The organism is Curtobacterium subtropicum (assembly GCF_030362975.1).
Classification (GTDB): domain Bacteria; phylum Actinomycetota; class Actinomycetes; order Actinomycetales; family Microbacteriaceae; genus Curtobacterium; species Curtobacterium subtropicum.
This window is the reverse complement of the sequence record NZ_JAUCMM010000012.1, coordinates 24,916-40,237: the sequence shown is the minus strand read 5'-3', so window position 1 is coordinate 40,237 and position 15,322 is coordinate 24,916. Positions and strand designations below refer to the sequence as shown.

Here is a 15,322-nt window from a genome sequence, read left to right as displayed (position 1 = left end):
CGGTGACCGTCCCAGCAGGCGCCGGTGCACCGGTGACCGCTCCCGCACCGAGCCAGGTCGAGCTGGAGCGACGGCTCTACCGTCGGCAGCGCGGCCGTCGCTCGGTCGTCGTGTCGGTCGTCTCGACGCTCGTCGTGATCGCCGTCGTCTGGCTCGGCGTCGTGAACACACCCGGCTGGGCTGCGGTGCAGCAGTCGTTCTTCGACCCGCAGACCGCGGTCGACACGCTCCCGGCCGTCCTGCTCGGGCTCTGGCTGAACATCCGGATCCTGTTCTTCAGCGCGATCGGCGTCGCGGTGCTCGGGACCCTGCTGGCGGTCGTGCGCGGCCTGCGGAACCCGGTGTTCTTCCCGCTGCGGGTGCTCGCCACCGCGTACACCGACCTGTTCCGCGGGCTGCCGCTCATCATCGTGCTGTACCTGGTCGGGTTCGGCATCCCCGGGCTCGGCATCGTCCCGCGGCAGCCCCCGGAGGTCTGGGGCACGATCGCGATCGTGCTGACCTACTCGTCCTACGTCGCCGAGGTGCTGCGGGCCGGCATGGAGGCCGTGCACCCGTCCCAGCGTCTGGCCGCCCGGTCGCTCGGCCTGTCGCACGCCGGGACGCTGCGGCTCGTCGTGCTGCCGCAGGCGATCCGCAAGGTCACCCCGGCGCTCATGAACGACTTCGTGTCGATGCAGAAGGACGTGGGGCTGGTGTCCATCCTCGGTGCCGTCGACGCGGTGCGCAGCGCGCAGATCGCGCAGGCCGAGACCTACAACTTCACGCCGTACCTGGTCGCCGGACTGCTGTTCGTCGTGATCAGCCTCCCGCTCATCCGGGTGACGGACGCGATCGCGCGCCGACAGCAGCGCCGCGAGCAGATCGGGGGGACGGTGTGAGCGAGTCGGTGGTCCTGGAACTGCGCGGGCTGCGCAAGACGTTCGGCGAGCACGAGGTCCTGCGGGGGATCGACCTGACCGTGCACCGCCACGAGGTCATCTGCGTCATCGGGGCGTCCGGCTCCGGCAAGTCGACGCTGCTCAAGACGGTGAACCTGCTCGAGGGCATCGACGACGGCGAGATCCTGCTCCAGGGGACGGACATCGCCGATCCGCGGACCGACGTCGACGCCACCCGAGCCCGGATCGGGGTCGTCTTCCAGCAGTTCAACCTGTTCCCGCACATGCGCGTGCTCGACAACGTCACGCTCGCGTCCCGTCGGGTGCACGGCATCGCGCGGGCCGAGGCCGAGGCGACTGCCCGCCGACTGCTCGAGCGCATCGGCCTGGCCGAGTTCGCCGACGCCTACCCGGACCGGCTCTCCGGCGGGCAGCAGCAGCGCGTGGCCGTCGTCCGGGCGATCGCGACGTCGCCGGAGCTCCTGCTGCTCGACGAGGTGACGAGTGCCCTGGACCCGCAGCTCGTCGGCGAGGTGCTCGACCTCGTCCGTGAGCTCAAGGAGCAGGGCGCCACGATCCTGATGACGACGCACGAGATGTCCTTCGCCCGGAACGTCGCCGACCGCATCGTGTTCCTGCACCGCGGCGAGGTGGTCGAGCAGGGCGCTCCGGCCGACGTGCTCGACCGGCCGCAGCACCCGGCGCTCGTCGAGTTCCTCTCCCGCGTCCACGCCTGACCCGGGTCACACGGCGAGGAGCACCTTGCCGATCACCTCGCCGTCGCGGACCCGGCGGTGTGCCTCGGCCGCCTCAGCGAGCGGGACGACCGAGTCGACGACCGGCCGCACGCTGCCCTCGGCGACGAGCGGCCAGACGTGCTCGCGGACGGCGGCGACGATCGCGGCCTTCTCGTCGAGCGGACGGGCTCGGAGCGTGGTGGCGCTGATGGTCGCGCGCTTCCGCATCATCGCGCCGAAGTCGAGCTCGCCCTTCGCACCGCTGCCGGCGGCGATCACGGCGATGTGCCCGTTCGGGGCCAGGACCTCGAGGTGCTTCGCCAGGTAGTCGGCGCCGACGACGTCCAGCACGACGTCGACGCCGCGGCCGTCGGTGAAGTCGAGCGCCCGCTCGACGAAGTCCTCGGTGCGGTGGTCCACCACGAGGTCCGCGCCGAGCGCCTCGGACGCCCGCACCTTCCGCTCCCCGCCGCTCGTCGCGATCACCCGGGCCCCGAGCGCCTTCGCCCACACGACCGCGTGCGAGCCCATGCCACCGGTGCCACCGTGCACGAGCAGGGTCTGCCCGGGCCGGAGCCCCGCGATCATCCCCACGTTCGAGTACACCGTGCACGCTGCCTCGGGGAGCCCGGCGGCCTCGACCAGGTCCACCCCGTCGGGCACGGGCAGCACCTGGGCCGCCGGGACCGCCACCATCGTCGCGTAGCCTCCACCGGAGAGCAGGGCGCACACCCGGCCGCCCACGGCGAACCCGTCCACGCCGTCGCCGAGCGCGCGGACGGTGCCGGAGACCTCGAGTCCCAGGACCTCGGACGCCCCGGGCGGCGGCGGGTAGTTGCCCGCGACCTGCTGCAGGTCGGCGTTGTTCACCCCGGCAGCGGCCACCTCGACCAGGACCTCGCCGGGGCCCGCCACCGGGTCCGGGTGCTCGTCGAGTCGGAGTCCGCCGTCGTGTGCCGTGATCGCCTGCATTCCATCGACCGTACGCCCCGGCACGGGACGCCTCGGAGCGGCCCGCGGACGTCGGGGGCGACGCGCGCCGTGTACCGTCGGTGCCGATCCGCGACGTTCCGTGGCGCGGACACGACCAGGGGGGACATCCATGTCCAGGAAGACCATCGCCGTCGCGACCGCGGCACTCGCCGTCGCACTGCTCGCCGGCTGCTCGAACAGCGGCTCCGGGAGCGCGGGCTCCGAGGGCTCCGACGGAGCCGGTTCGGCCGTGTCCGCTGCGCCGAGCTCCGCAGCACCGCAGGCCGCGTCCCAGAGCAAGTCCGAGGCATGCACCGCGTTCCAGTCGAAGGTCGAGGACGCCGCGGAGGGCCTGCAGTCGCAGGTCACTGAACTGCAGTCGGACCCGCAGGCCGCCGTGGCGAAGCTCGAGGAGTTCGACCAGTCGCTGTCCGACGGCGTCGACGCCGTGCAGAACGCGGACGTCAAGCCGAAGGCAGAGGCCTTCCGGTCGGCGTACACCGACATGCTGACGCAGATCAAGGCGATCACGGCGGACCCGGGCTCGGCGGACCTCTCCGCGTTCTCGGCGACGACGCAGAAGGTCCAGGACGCGGGGACCGAGTTCCAGCAGGCCTGCACCTCCTGACGACCGCAGCGCCACGCCGCCGCGGTCGACCGTCGCACCGCACCGGCACGACGACGCCCCGCCCACCGATCGGTGGGCGGGGCGTCGTCGTGCAGGCGGAGGAGCGCCTCAGGCCGCCGGACGGGCCGCGTCCAGCCGGGCGACGTCCTCGTCGCGGAGCTTCACCGTCGCCGCGACGACCGAGTCCAGGATCGACTGCGGCCGCGACGCCCCCGGGATCGGGATGACCACGTCGCTCTTCTGCAGCTCCCACGCCAGCGCCACGACCTGCGGGGACACGTCGCGCTCCCGGGCGATCACGGCGAAGTCCTCGTAGGCGGTCCCGAGGTCGGCCGCCTTCGCGATGCCGCCGAGGGGACTCCACGGCAGGAAGGCGATGCCGAGCTCGTCGCAGAGCTCGAGCTCCGGCTCACTCGACCGGAACGCCGGCGAGAACTGGTTCTGCACCGACGCCAGACGCCCGCCGAGGACCTCGTTCGCCTCGCGGATCTGGTCGGGGTCGGCGTTCGAGATGCCGGCCATCCGGATCACGCCCTCGTCGAGGAGCTCCGCGAGCGCACCGACCGAGTCCGCGTACGGCACGGACGGGTCCGGCCGGTGGAACTGGTACAGCCCGACGGCGTCGACACCGAGCCGCTTCGCCGAGGCCTTCGCGGCCTCCTTCAGGTACTCCGGTCGGCCGTCCTGCGCCCACGCGCCCGGCTCCGGCCGCAGGTGCCCGCCCTTCGTGGCGACGAGCACCGCGTCGGTGTCGCCGTGGAACGCACGGATCGCCTTCGCGATGAGTTCCTCGTTGTGCCCGACCTCGTCCTTCGCGGCCTGGTGGTAGGCGTCCGCGGTGTCGATGAGCGTCACGCCGGCCTCGAGTGCCGCGTGGATGGTCGCGATCGACTGCCGCTCGTCGGGCCGCCCCTCGATGGACATGGGCATGCCGCCCAGCCCGATCGCGCTGACCGACACGTCTCCGATGACTCGTTGCTTCATGCGCCCAGCATGCGCTGACGGGTCGGCACAGCGCCCAGCGTGCGCCGATGGGACAGCGTGCGCCGATGGGACAGCGTGCGCACCACCGTTCGGTGGGACGGGGCGGACGGGAGGCCCGTGGCCGGGCCCGCCCCGCGCCTCCCGTCCGGCGGGTGTGCGGCTAGTGCAGCGGCAGTGCGGTGACCTGGTCGGTTCCCGTCACCGGGTCGGTCGCCTGCGCGAAGACGACACCGCCCCAGGTGACGACCACGATCGCCAGGACGAAACCGAGGGCGGCGATCCACCACGACGTGCGACGGCGCACCCACGCACCGACCGCGAGCACGACCGTGGCGACCCCGATCACGAACGAACCACCGACCGCGATCGCCGCTCCGCCGAGGAACCGGCCGGGTGAGCACCCGGTGGCCGCGTCGCAGCCCGAGGTGGCCGAGACGACCGCGATGATCCCGACCACCAGGGTGAGGAGCGTCAGCAGGGCACCCGCCACGAGCAGCAGCACGGTCGACACCCGGTCGGCGACGCGGCCGGCGGGGAACAGCGTCGTGCCGCCGCGGGCCCACTCGGCGCGCTCGGTGCTGCCCGGGCCGGACTGCGACGGTCCGGGCTGCGACGGGTCGGACGGCGGAGACGGGTGCGACCAGGTCATGCGACCGGTCTACCGCGCCTCGACGCCGAACGCCTGGGCGAGCCGCTGGATCTTCTGCGCGCGGCCGAGTCGCGGCAGGTCGGAGCCGTCGCGGATGACCTGCCCGCGTGCCTCGAAGTCGTCGAGGAAGTCCTGCGCCCACGCGACGTCGGTCGGCGTGGGGGAGATGACCTCGTTGATGACGGGCAGCTGCTCGGTGTCGAGGCAGAGCTTGCCGGTCAGGCCGAGGGACACCGCCACCTGGGACTGCTCGCGCAGGATGGCGTGCGCCGAGCCGACCGTGGGGCCGTCGATCGGGCCGGGCAGGTCGCCCACGCGCGAGGCCACGACGAGCCGTGAGCGCGGGTAGGCCATGGCGAGCGTGTCGGCCGAGGTACCGGTGTCGCGGCGGTAGTCACCCGAGCCGAACGCCAGGCGGAACGCGCCCTGGGCCCTCGCGATCGACGTCGCCTCCTCGATGCCGAGCGCCGATTCGACCAGGGCGATCACCGGGGTGTGGCCGCCGAGCCGGTGCCACGTGTCGGTGACCTGCGCCGGTGACTCGGTCTTCGCGAGCATCACGCCCTGCAGGCCGGGGAGCCCGCGGAGCTCCTCGACGTCGTCCGCCCAGAACTCCGTCGTCACGTCGTTGATCCGGACCCAGGCCTCGCCGCCGCCGGCCAGCCACGACGCGACGGTCGTGCGGGCACCCGGCTTCGCAGCGGGGTCGACGGCGTCCTCGACGTCGAGGATGATCTGGTCGGCGCGCGACCGCTGGGCCCGTTCGAAGCGGTCGGCCGCGGTGCCGGGGACCAGGAGCCACGACCGGGAGATCTCGGCGGGGACCGACCGGCGCCGGTCCGGCCGGGCCGACGAGGGTGCGGGGGCGGACGGGGCGGTGCGGTCGTCGATGGCCATGTCCACGTTGGTACCACACCGGCTGGTCGGACGAGGTGCCGGGCCCGCACGGAAAGCCGGAAACGTCGGGTCATTGCCAGGGAGGCCGCCCGCTTCCGCCTACAGTGTCGGATGTGTGGCGAGACAGGGTGACCGACGGCGCGGACGACGCGGATGACGACGTCCCCGTCCAGGGCGCCGACGCGCCCGCGGGCGGGCGCGAGCAGCGGGAGGGCGACCGGACCGACGAGCCGGACCGCACCCTGCGCCCGGAACTGCAGCTCACGAGCCCGCAGGCGATCAGCCTGGGTGACCCGCGCCTCCAGGCCGGCAACGCTGCCGAGCCCACGTGGGACGCCTGGCGGACACAGCTGACCGGCGTCGGCGGCGCCAGCCCGCTGACCCACTTCAGCGACCACCCGCGCGCCCGGATCGAGCTGTCGACCACGCACCCGGGTGGGCTCGCGCAGTTCATCACCGGCAAGACGACCCTGCTGTCGAGCCTGATCCGCGACGAGGTCGCGCTGCGCGCCGCGCGTGTCGCCGCCGCCCAGGTCGAGGCGAAGGGCACCGAGCTCGCGACGGTCCGGGGCATCGACGCGGTGAAGCTCGGCATCGGCATGGCCGACTGGCAGCACGGCGACGAGCACTTCCGCGGGCCGGTGCTGCTCCGCCCGCTCGCGATCCGTCGGCACGGCCGCGACTTCGAGGTCCGGCTGCTCGGCGAGCCCGTGCTCAACCCGGGTCTCGCGGACGCCCTGCACGAGCAGTACGGCGTCATCCTCGACGCGCAGTCGTTCGTCGCGCTCGCCCAGCAGGACGGCTCGTTCACGCCGAACCCGGTCATCGACCGCCTGCGTGGCCTGACCGCGCACATCCCCGGCTTCTCGGTGCACGCGCGCCTGGTCGTCTCGACCTTCGCCGAGGTCGCCAGCGGCATGGTCGAGGACACCGGCGACCTGTCCCACCCGGTGCTCGACGCCCTCGCCGGCAACCCCAGCGCGAAGTGGCAGGTCGAGCAGTCGTACCACCCGGTCGAGCAGACGCCGTCGGACGAGCGCAGCCCGGAGACCGACACGCTGCTGCTCGACGCCGACGACGAGCAGGAGAACGTGATCGCGCAGATCACGGCCGGGAACTCGATCGTGGTGAAGACCCTGCCGGGCACCGGTGGCACGCAGACGATCGTCAACGCGCTCGGCGGCCTGGTCGCCGCGAACAAGCGCGTGCTCGTGGTGAGTCCGCGCCGGGCGACCCTGCGGGGCATCGCCGCACGGTTCGCCGAGGTCCAGCTGCCGGGCGTCGCCGTGACGCCGGGCACCCTGCGCCGCGACGTCGTCCGGGCCATCGCGCGGAACGAGAAGGCCGCGCGTCCGAACCTCCGTGAGGTCGACGACGCCCTGGTCCGGCTCCGCAAGGTCCTGACCGACTACCGCGGCTCGCTGACCCGCGTCGACCCGGACTTCGGCGTCTCGGTGCTCGACTGCCTGGTCGAGCTCTCGCGCCTGTCGCTGCTGCCCGTGCCGCCGTCGACGACCGCGCGGCTGTCGAAGCGGTCCGTGACAAGCATGGTCGAGGGGCGTTCGCGCGTCGCCGAGACGATGGTCAGCGCCGCGAACCTCGGCGAGTTCCGCTACGGCCCCGACGACTCGCCCTGGTACGGCGCGAAGTTCGGCTCGAGCGACGGCGCGCAGCGGGCGCACAAGACCGCGAAGGACCTCGACGCCGACGGGCTGCCGACGCTGCTGCGCCGGGCGCACGACCTCGTGGCGTCGACGCACATGCGGCAGTTCACGACGATCAACGAGCTCGGCATCTACCTCCGCCTCCTCACCGAGATCCGGGACACCCTCGACCGCTTCCTGCCCGTCGTCTTCGACCGCTCGGTGTCCGAGCTCGTCGCCGCGACCGCCCCGCGCGGCGAGGGCGCCCCGATGTCGTCGACGAACCGTCGTCGGCTGAAGAAGCTCGCCCGCGAGTACGTCCGCCCGGGCGTGCACGTCTCCGACCTGCACGAGGCACTCACCCGCGTGCAGCAGCAGCGCGTGCTCTGGCAGCGGTACGTCGCCGCCGGCGTGAACCCCGAGGTGCCCACGGGCATCGGCGACGTGCAGGTGCTCTTCTCGAACGTCGTGCAGGACCTCGCACGCCTGGACGAACCGCTCGGCCGGACCGCACGCGAGGAGCAGCTGGCGAACCTGCCGATCGACGAGCTCGTGCCGACGATCGCGCGCCTGGCCGAGGAGTCCGACGTCCTGCACAACCTGCAGGAGCGCACCGAGCTCATGCAGACCCTGCGCGACCTCCAGCTCGAGCCGCTCATCACCGACCTGGCGAACCGGCACGTGCCGGACACCCAGGTGCCGGCCGAGCTCGAGCTCGCCTGGTGGCAGTCCGCGCTCGAGACGATGCTCGAGTCCGACCGGGCGCTGCTCGGCGGCAACACCGACATGCTCGACCGGGTCGAGGCCGACTTCCGGCTCGTCGACGACGCCCACGCCGCCGGGGTCTCCCAGGGCCTGGCGTGGCAGCTCGCCGAGAACTGGAAGGTCGGGCTCGTCGACTGGCCGGACGAGGCCACGGCGCTGAAGACGCAGCTCAAGGAGGGCGCGATCACCTCGCGCCTGCTGCAGGACTCCGCGCCGCACCTGTCCCGGTCGATCGCCCCGGTGTGGCTCGCCTCGCCGTACGAGGTCCCCGAGATCGCCGACACGATGCCGTTCGACACGGTGATCCTCGTCGACGCCGGGGCCGTCACGATCGCCGAGACCGTCGGCGCCGTCCGTCGTGCCCGTCAGACCGTCGTGTTCGGGGACCCGGTGACGCAGACGCCGTCGCCGTTCCGGACCGCGGTCGACCCCGACCGCCGGGCGCTGCAGGTGGACGAGGGCACCCTCGACGCCCTGCACGCCGACTCCGCGCTCGCGAAGCTCTCGACGCTCCTGCCGACCCTGTCGCTCACGCGGTCGTACCGCGCCGGCGGCGAGGACCTCGCCGAGCTCGTGAACCGGCGCTTCTACGGCGGCCGCATCGAGTCGCTGCCGTGGGCCGGTTCGTTCCTCGGGCACGGCTCGATCGCGATCGACTACGTCAGCGACGGCAAGGCCGTGCCGGACCCCGACTCGGGAGCGGTCGAGAGCGTCGACGCCGAGGTGGACCGCGTCGTCCGGCTCGTCACCGAGCACGCCCGCACCCGCCCGACCGAGTCGCTCATGGTGATCACGGCCTCGGCGAAGCACGCGGTCCGCGTCGAGCAGGCCGTCCTCACCGCGGCGCAGGGCCACAAGGACCTGACCGAGTTCGTCATCGGCGACCGCGCCGAGCCGTTCATCGTCGCGACGCTCGAGCAGTCCGTGGCGCAGAGCCGCGACCGCGTCGTGTTCTCCATCGGCTACGGCCGGACCCCGCACGGCCGTGTGCTGCGCGACTTCGGTCCGCTCGGCAAGCCGGGCGGGGAGCGCCTGCTCGCGGTCGCGATGACCCGGGCCCGACGCTCGATGGTCATCGTCACGTGCTTCCAGCCGTCGGACATCGAGGCCGAGCGGATGGGCCACGGCACCGTCGCGCTGGCCGAGATCCTCGCCGAGGTCCGTGCCCGCACCACCGCCGAGTACGTGCCGGACGACTCCGACCCGCTGCTCGTCGACCTCGCCCGACGCCTCGAGATGCGCGGCATCCCGGTCGCGCTCGGGCACCGCGGCAAGCTCGGCCTGGTCGCGGCGCACGGCGGCGTCTGCGTGACGATCGAGACCGATGCGTCGCTCGTCCGTGGCTCGCTGCGTGAGTCGCTGCGGCTCCGCCCCGAGGTGCTGCGTCGCCTCGGGTGGCACTACGTGCGCGTGCACGCCTTCCAGCTGTTCTCCGACCCGGACCGGGTCGCGGACACGGTGGCGTCGGTGCTCGGTGTCGACCGCGGCGCGACCCAGGAGATCTCGATCCCTCCGATCCCCGCCCGCCGGTGAGCACGTCGGATCTCGGTCCCAGCGTGCCCGCGTCGGGCCCCGCCCGCCGGTGAGCGGGTCCCGGCGCGCATCCCGCGCGGCCGGACCGGTGACGCCGGAGACGGACCAGCTGGTGGGCACGTGGACGCGGGCCGACGACGCGGCGCCGGTCGCGCCTCCCGTCCGCTCCGCGTCGTCCGCAGGAGCAGTCGCAGCGGCAGACGCAGCGGCAGACGCGAGCACGGATCCGGACGGCGATCCGGACGACGGGGTGGACGGACCGGCGGCCCGGCCGGGAGGCCCGACTCGCCGGAACCGGCGCGTCACCACCCAGCCGGCGCCGGGCAGCGACCCCTCACCGGCCCCGGGACCGGCCCGCCACCGCGACGGCGAGAACGACGCCCAGCTCCTGCGCGACGTGCCCCCACACTGGTGACGGGTAGCCTGGGGGCGATGACTGACACCACGCGGCAGCGACCCGACTGGCAGACGTGGCCGAACCTGATCACGCTGGTGCGCTTCCTGCTCATCCCGGTGTTCATCGGCTTCGTCGTGTCCGGGCACCCTGGGTGGGCGCTCGTCACGCTCGTCGTCCTCGGCGTCAGCGACTGGGCGGACGGCTTCATCGCACGTCGGTTCGACCAGGGCTCGGAGCTCGGCAAGGCCCTCGACCCGATCGCCGACCGGCTGGCGATCATCGCGATCGTGCTCTCGCTCGTCCTCGTCGGGCTGCTGCCGTGGCCGAGCGTCGCGATCATCGTCGTCGTCGACGCGGTGCTGGCGCTGCTGTCCGGCCTGTGGTTCCGCGGCAACCCGGACCTCGACGTCACCTGGACCGGCAAGGTCCGATCGGCACTCCTCTTCGTCGGGCTGCCGCTGCTGCTGTTCTCGTCGACGTCCTGGGCGTCGGAGCACGACTGGATCCGCGTGCTCGCGCTCGTGTTCGTCTGGGCGGGCACGATCGGCCACGTGGTCGCGGGCGTGCAGTACGCCACGGCCCTCGCCGCGAAGCACCGCACGGTCGCCCGCACCGCCTGACGCCCGGCCGGCCGCGGGAGTTCGGCCGGCGCCCTCCTGCCCCGTCGAACCAGGAAACCGACATCGAACCAACCCCGGGGGCTGGTTCGATGTCGGTTCCGTGGTTCGGTACGACCGAGGCTAGAGCTTCGTCGAGCCGCTGATCCCCGGTCCCTCGGGCGCCGTGGACGGGGCGACGTGCGCTCCGCCGCCCGACGTCGTCGCGGCGCCGTCCTGGGTGCGGAGCAGGTCGCGGATCTCGAGCAGCACCTCGACGTCCGTCGGCGGGACGTCCTGCGGCGTCTGCTCCTCGTTCTGCTGCACCCGCTCGAACGCGAGCTTCTTCAGGCGGTTGACGGGGACGACGAGCGCGAAGTACACGACCGCTGCGACGATCACGAAGTTCAGGACGGCACCGATGATCGCGCCGAACAGGATGTCGGCCGACCCACCGGAGACCGTCGGGATCGAGACGATCAGCGCCTTGTCCAGGCTCGACGCGTTGAAGACGGCGCCGATGAGCGGGTTGATGAGCGCGTTCACGATGGTCGTGACGATCGCGGTGAACGCCGCACCGATGACGACCGCGACCGCCAGGTCGATGACGTTCCCGCGCAGCAGGAACTCCTTGAAGCCCTTCACGTGAGCCTCCTTCCGTGTCGAGGAGACCCCACCGTACCGACGGGGACGAGCCCTCGTCAGGAGGCGCTGGGCGCGGCCGGCTTCGACTCGGACTTCGCCGGTGTGCTCGACGACGACGAGGACGACGACGTCGAGGAGGACGAGGCCGCCGACCCCTCGGCCTTGGGTGCCGACCGCGAGTCGGTGCGGTAGAAGCCGCCGCCGTTGAAGGTCACGCCCACCGGCGAGAACACCTTGCGCAGGGCGCCGCCGCACACGGGGCACTCGGTGAGGGTGGCGTCGGAGAACGACTGCTTGACGTCGAAGGCGTTGTCGCACTCGGTGCAGCGGTACGAGTAGGTGGGCACCCTAGCTCCGGAAGGTGATGATGCGCGACGGCGTGATGATGCCGTCGACGGGTTCGTCGTGGGCCTCGCGCGGGACCTCGTCGAGGTACTCCGCGTCGAAGATCACAGCATAGACGGGCGGCCGGTTCGCCATCGACCCGAGCGTCTTGTCGTAGTAGCCGCGGCCCCAGCCCATCCGGCACCCGTCGTGGCCGACCGCCGCCGCCGGGGTCAGGATCGCGTCGACGTCCCCGAGGGCGAGCGGGGAGAGCACCTCGCCGACGACCTCCGGCATGCCGTGCAGGCCCTGCTGCTCCGACACCCCGTCGCCGACGGCCCAGTCGAGCAGGCCGTCCTCGCGGGTGATCGGCAGGAGCACCCGGACACCCTGCTCGTGTGCCCACCGCAGGAAGGGGCGGACGTCGGGCTCGTCGGGCGCCGACAGGTAGAGCGCGAGCGAGCGGACCTGCCGTTCCTCCACGAACCGCTGCAGTGTCGCGGTCAGGGCGGTCGTGTCGGTGTCGCGCTCCGTCGTGGTCCGGGTGCGCCGCCGCTGCCGGAGCTCGGCTCGCAGGGCGCGCTTCTCGTTCCCGAGGTCGGCGGTCATGGCCGGGAGTCTACCGAGCGCGGGTTTGCGGCTTCCCGCCGTGGCTCGCGCGATGCCGTGTCCCCCGAAAGGCCCATGTCCCGGCCCAGCGGCCGTCCGGTACGTTCGCTCACATGGGTTTCCAGATCTCGAAGGCGGTGATCCCGGCGGCAGGGCTGGGCACGCGCTTCCTCCCCGCGACCAAGGCGATGCCGAAGGAGATGCTCCCCGTCGTCGACAAGCCGGCGATCCAGTACGTGGTCGAGGAGGCCGTGAACGCCGGCCTCACCGACGTCCTGATGATCACCGGGCGCAACAAGAACGCGCTCGAGAACCACTTCGACCACGTGGCCGAGCTCGAGGAGACCCTCAAGAAGAAGGGCGACCACGAGAAGCTCCAGAAGGTCAACCAGTCGACCGACCTCGCCGACATGCACTACGTCCGCCAGGGCGACCCGCTCGGTCTCGGCCACGCCGTCCTCCGCGCGAAGATGCACGTCGGCCGCGAGCCGTTCGCCGTGCTGCTCGGCGACGACATCATCGACGCCCGTGACCCGCTGCTCCAGCGCATGATCGAGGTCCAGGGCGAGAAGAACGCCACGGTCGTCGCGCTGCTCGAGGTCCCCGCCTCGCAGACCCACATGTACGGCATCGCGACCGTCGAGGAGACCGACACCGACGACGTCGTGAAGATCACCGGCCTGGTCGAGAAGCCCCCGCAGGGCGAAGCCCCCTCGAACCTCGCCATCATCGGCCGGTACGTCATCCGTCCCGAGGTCTTCGACGTCCTCGAGAAGCAGGAGCCGGGCAAGGGCGGCGAGATCCAGCTCACCGACGCGCTCATGAAGATGGCGGGCGCCGAGGAGTGGACCGGCGGCGTGTACGGCGTCGTGTTCCGTGGACGCCGGTACGACACCGGTGACAAGCTGGACTACATCAAGGCGATCGTGCAGCTCGCCTCGGACCGCGACGACCTCGGCCCGGACCTCAAGGCCTGGCTGAAGGACTTCAACGCGGGAGAGTAGCCACCCCGTCACGAACGGGTCCGGGGTCCGCCCCGGGCCCGTTCGTGCGTCCACCCGGCCGACCGCCGGGCACCGGAGGAACCACAGCGATGACGACGATCCCGACCCTGTCCCACGGGCGGGTCACCATCCGGCCCCTCCGGCTCCGCGACACCCGTGACCTCGACGTCGCCCTCGCGACGAACCGCTCGTGGCTGCGCACGTGGGAGGCCACCAACCCCTCCGGACACGTCTCCACCGACGTCCGGGGCAGCATCCGCGCGCTGCAGGCGAACGCCCGCGCCGGGCTCGGTCTGCCGTTCGCGATGGAGCTCGACGGCCGCTTCGTCGGCCAGCTCAACGTGTCCGGCATCAGCTACGGATCGCTGGCGAGTGCGTCCATCGGCTACTGGGTGGTCGAGGGCGCCGCCGGACACAACGTCACTCCGATCGCGGTCGCCATGGCCGTCGACCACTGCTTCCGCGTGGTCGGCATCCACCGCATCGAGATCTGCATCCGGCCGGAGAACGCGCCGAGCCTGCGCGTCGTCGAGAAGCTCGGCTTCCGCTACGAGGGCCTGCGCCGCCGGTACATCCACATCAACGGGGACTGGCGCGACCACTTCTGCTTCGCCCTCGTGGCGGAGGAGGTGCGCGAGGGCGTCCTCGACCGCTGGGTCGCCGGCCGGGTGCCGCCGGGTGTCGGGAGCGTCCCCGACTCCGCCCGCGACGAGGCGGCGACACCGCTCGACACCCGGCCGCGCACCTGACGGTCCGCCCCGTCACACCCGCGCACCGTCCGGGAGGCACGACCCACCGCCCGCGGATTCCGTCGCGACTCGCGCAACACGCGTCCGGCAATGGGCCGTCCGGGGAACGTGCACCCCTACCGTGTCCCCATGGCAGGTATCGGCTCCTGGGGCGGCGGCATCGTCCTGCTCATCGCGGCCGTGCTCTGGGTCGTCTACCTCATGCCGTCGTGGGCGGCTCGACGGCAGTACCTCGCCACCGAACGCAACGCGATCCGGCTGCAGCAGACCCTGCGCATCCTCGCGCAGACCGCCGAGCTCCCCGACGAGGTCCGGGTCGAGATGAACGCGAAGTCCCTGGCCGAGGCGCAGCGGGTCGCCCGGTCCGAGGAAGCGAAGCGCGCCGCGATCGTCCGCGCGCACGAGGCCGCCCGGCAGCGTGAGATCACCCGACGGCTCGCGGAGCAGCAGCCGAAGCTCGAGCGGGCGTCCTCGGTGCCCGCGCTGACCGCGATGCGGATGCGTCGTTCCCGGCTCGGGGCGACCCTGTTCGGCACGCTCGGCGTCGTCGTCGCGGTCGTCGTGTTCGTCGCGGCGCCCGGGGCCTGGCTCGTCGGCGTCGCCGGGCTCGTGGCGGCCGGTGGGTCCGCAGCCGTCCTCGCGCAGCTGCACCAGGTGGCGCAGGCGCGGAAGGCGCGTGCCGCGGCCGGTGCTGCGGAGGCGACCCGCGCCTCCCGGCCGGCGACCACCTGGACGGACCCGGCACCGCCGCTGTCCACCGAGCAGTCCGCGGAGCCCGCGCGCGACCGGAGCTGGACCCCGGCCCGCGTGCCGAAGCCGCTGTACGTGGAGCGACCGGCCGCACCGCCGGCGTCGCCGGAGTCGTCGGCCGAGCTGGCTGCGCGGCTGCGTGAGCGCGTGGCCGAGGCGAAGGCCGAGGCCGAGGCCGAGGCGGCTGCGATCCGGGCGGGGGAGACCGACCCGACGCTCGCGCGGGTGTCGCGGATGCGCTCCGACGTCGAGGAGGCGGCCGCGTCGCTGTCCGCACACGACCAGGGCCGGCTGGCGGAGCGCCTGGGCCTGCGCGCCCCCGCCGCTGCGGCGCGCCCCGGCGTCCACGCTCCTGCGGCGGCTCCGGCTCCCGCTGCGGCCGAGACGCCGTCGGCGTCGGAGCCCGAGCAGCCCGCGGCTCCGAGCCGCTGGGCCGGGATGGGCGTCATCGACGACGAGGCCTACCAGCAGACCGACCTCGACGCGATCATGCGTCGTCGCCGCGCGGTCTGACGCGACGCTCGGGGCTCCCGGGACGCGGCGCGCCCGGACGTGGCGA

At 72.8% G+C, this 15,322-nt stretch carries 15 protein-coding genes; 8 read left to right on the top strand and 7 right to left on the bottom strand.

The features are described from left to right. The first annotated feature begins 2 nt into the window (after positions 1 to 2). Complete coding sequence (locus QUG98_RS14445) at positions 3 to 881, top strand: amino acid ABC transporter permease (protein WP_289471229.1); 879 nt, start codon at positions 3 to 5, stop codon at positions 879 to 881. Continuing rightward, entirely contained in the window at positions 878 to 1,618 is a 741-nt protein-coding gene (locus QUG98_RS14440) for an amino acid ABC transporter ATP-binding protein (protein ID WP_289471228.1), read from the top strand. Before QUG98_RS14445 ends, QUG98_RS14440 begins: the two co-directional genes overlap by 4 nt. Positions 1,619 to 1,624: 6 nt before the next feature. On the opposite strand, the gene QUG98_RS14435 is transcribed toward QUG98_RS14440, so the two are convergent. After that, the gene (locus QUG98_RS14435; RefSeq protein ID WP_289471227.1) at positions 1,625 to 2,590 is read right to left on the bottom strand and encodes an NAD(P)H-quinone oxidoreductase; all 966 of its coding nucleotides are present in this window, start codon (positions 2,588 to 2,590) and stop codon (positions 1,625 to 1,627) included. Between the two features lie 130 nt (positions 2,591 to 2,720). On the opposite strand from QUG98_RS14435, the gene QUG98_RS14430 reads away from it, so the two are divergent. After that, positions 2,721 to 3,218 (top strand): hypothetical protein, encoded by a 498-nt coding sequence (locus QUG98_RS14430; RefSeq protein WP_289471226.1) that lies wholly within the window; start codon positions 2,721 to 2,723, stop codon positions 3,216 to 3,218. Positions 3,219 to 3,326: 108 nt separating this feature from the next. On the opposite strand, the gene QUG98_RS14425 is transcribed toward QUG98_RS14430, so the two are convergent. From QUG98_RS14425 to QUG98_RS14415, 3 genes are all read right to left on the bottom strand, one after another. Then, positions 3,327 to 4,202 carry an aldo/keto reductase gene (locus QUG98_RS14425; RefSeq protein WP_289471225.1) on the bottom strand — a complete coding sequence of 292 codons (876 nt, stop codon included), beginning with the start codon at positions 4,200 to 4,202 and terminating at the stop codon, positions 3,327 to 3,329. Positions 4,203 to 4,362: 160 nt separating this feature from the next. Beyond that, positions 4,363 to 4,851: a DUF6264 family protein gene (locus QUG98_RS14420; protein ID WP_289471224.1), complete on the bottom strand. Its 489-nt coding sequence runs from the start codon at positions 4,849 to 4,851 to the stop codon at positions 4,363 to 4,365. A gap of 9 nt (positions 4,852 to 4,860) precedes the next feature. Then, positions 4,861 to 5,748, bottom strand: a complete 888-nt coding sequence (locus QUG98_RS14415; RefSeq protein WP_175416044.1) for an HpcH/HpaI aldolase/citrate lyase family protein — start codon at positions 5,746 to 5,748, stop codon at positions 4,861 to 4,863. A gap of 242 nt (positions 5,749 to 5,990) precedes the next feature. Here QUG98_RS14415 and QUG98_RS14410 point away from each other — a divergent pair, with 242 nt between their 5' ends. Further along, positions 5,991 to 9,689: an AAA family ATPase gene (locus QUG98_RS14410; RefSeq protein WP_434533451.1), complete on the top strand. Its 3,699-nt coding sequence runs from the start codon at positions 5,991 to 5,993 to the stop codon at positions 9,687 to 9,689. A 432-nt stretch (positions 9,690 to 10,121) separates the two neighbouring features. Beyond that, the gene (locus QUG98_RS14405) at positions 10,122 to 10,706 is read left to right on the top strand and encodes a CDP-alcohol phosphatidyltransferase family protein (protein ID WP_289471222.1); all 585 of its coding nucleotides are present in this window, start codon (positions 10,122 to 10,124) and stop codon (positions 10,704 to 10,706) included. Between the two features lie 120 nt (positions 10,707 to 10,826). Here the strand turns inward: QUG98_RS14405 and mscL are convergent, their stop codons facing one another. From mscL to QUG98_RS14390, 3 genes are read right to left on the bottom strand one after another with little or no spacing between them, the layout of a single operon-like run. After that, entirely contained in the window at positions 10,827 to 11,327 is a 501-nt protein-coding gene (gene mscL, locus QUG98_RS14400) for a large conductance mechanosensitive channel protein MscL (protein ID WP_289471221.1), read from the bottom strand. 56 nt (positions 11,328 to 11,383) lie between these two features. Beyond that, positions 11,384 to 11,674 carry an FmdB family zinc ribbon protein gene (locus tag QUG98_RS14395; protein ID WP_289471220.1) on the bottom strand — a complete coding sequence of 97 codons (291 nt, stop codon included), beginning with the start codon at positions 11,672 to 11,674 and terminating at the stop codon, positions 11,384 to 11,386. 1 nt (position 11,675) lies between these two features. Then, positions 11,676 to 12,260 (bottom strand): 5-formyltetrahydrofolate cyclo-ligase, encoded by a 585-nt coding sequence (locus tag QUG98_RS14390; RefSeq protein ID WP_058729913.1) that lies wholly within the window; start codon positions 12,258 to 12,260, stop codon positions 11,676 to 11,678. Between the two features lie 113 nt (positions 12,261 to 12,373). Between QUG98_RS14390 and galU the strand changes: the two genes are divergently transcribed. From galU to QUG98_RS14375, 3 genes are all read left to right on the top strand, one after another. Continuing rightward, complete coding sequence (gene galU / locus QUG98_RS14385; RefSeq protein WP_289471219.1) at positions 12,374 to 13,264, top strand: UTP--glucose-1-phosphate uridylyltransferase GalU; 891 nt, start codon at positions 12,374 to 12,376, stop codon at positions 13,262 to 13,264. A gap of 89 nt (positions 13,265 to 13,353) precedes the next feature. Beyond that, a complete protein-coding gene (locus tag QUG98_RS14380; RefSeq protein WP_289471218.1) occupies positions 13,354 to 14,013 on the top strand; it encodes a GNAT family N-acetyltransferase in 660 nt (219 codons plus the stop codon). Positions 14,014 to 14,142: 129 nt separating this feature from the next. After that, positions 14,143 to 15,276 carry a hypothetical protein gene (locus QUG98_RS14375; RefSeq protein WP_289471217.1) on the top strand — a complete coding sequence of 378 codons (1,134 nt, stop codon included), beginning with the start codon at positions 14,143 to 14,145 and terminating at the stop codon, positions 15,274 to 15,276. The last annotated feature ends 46 nt before the right edge of the window (positions 15,277 to 15,322 follow it).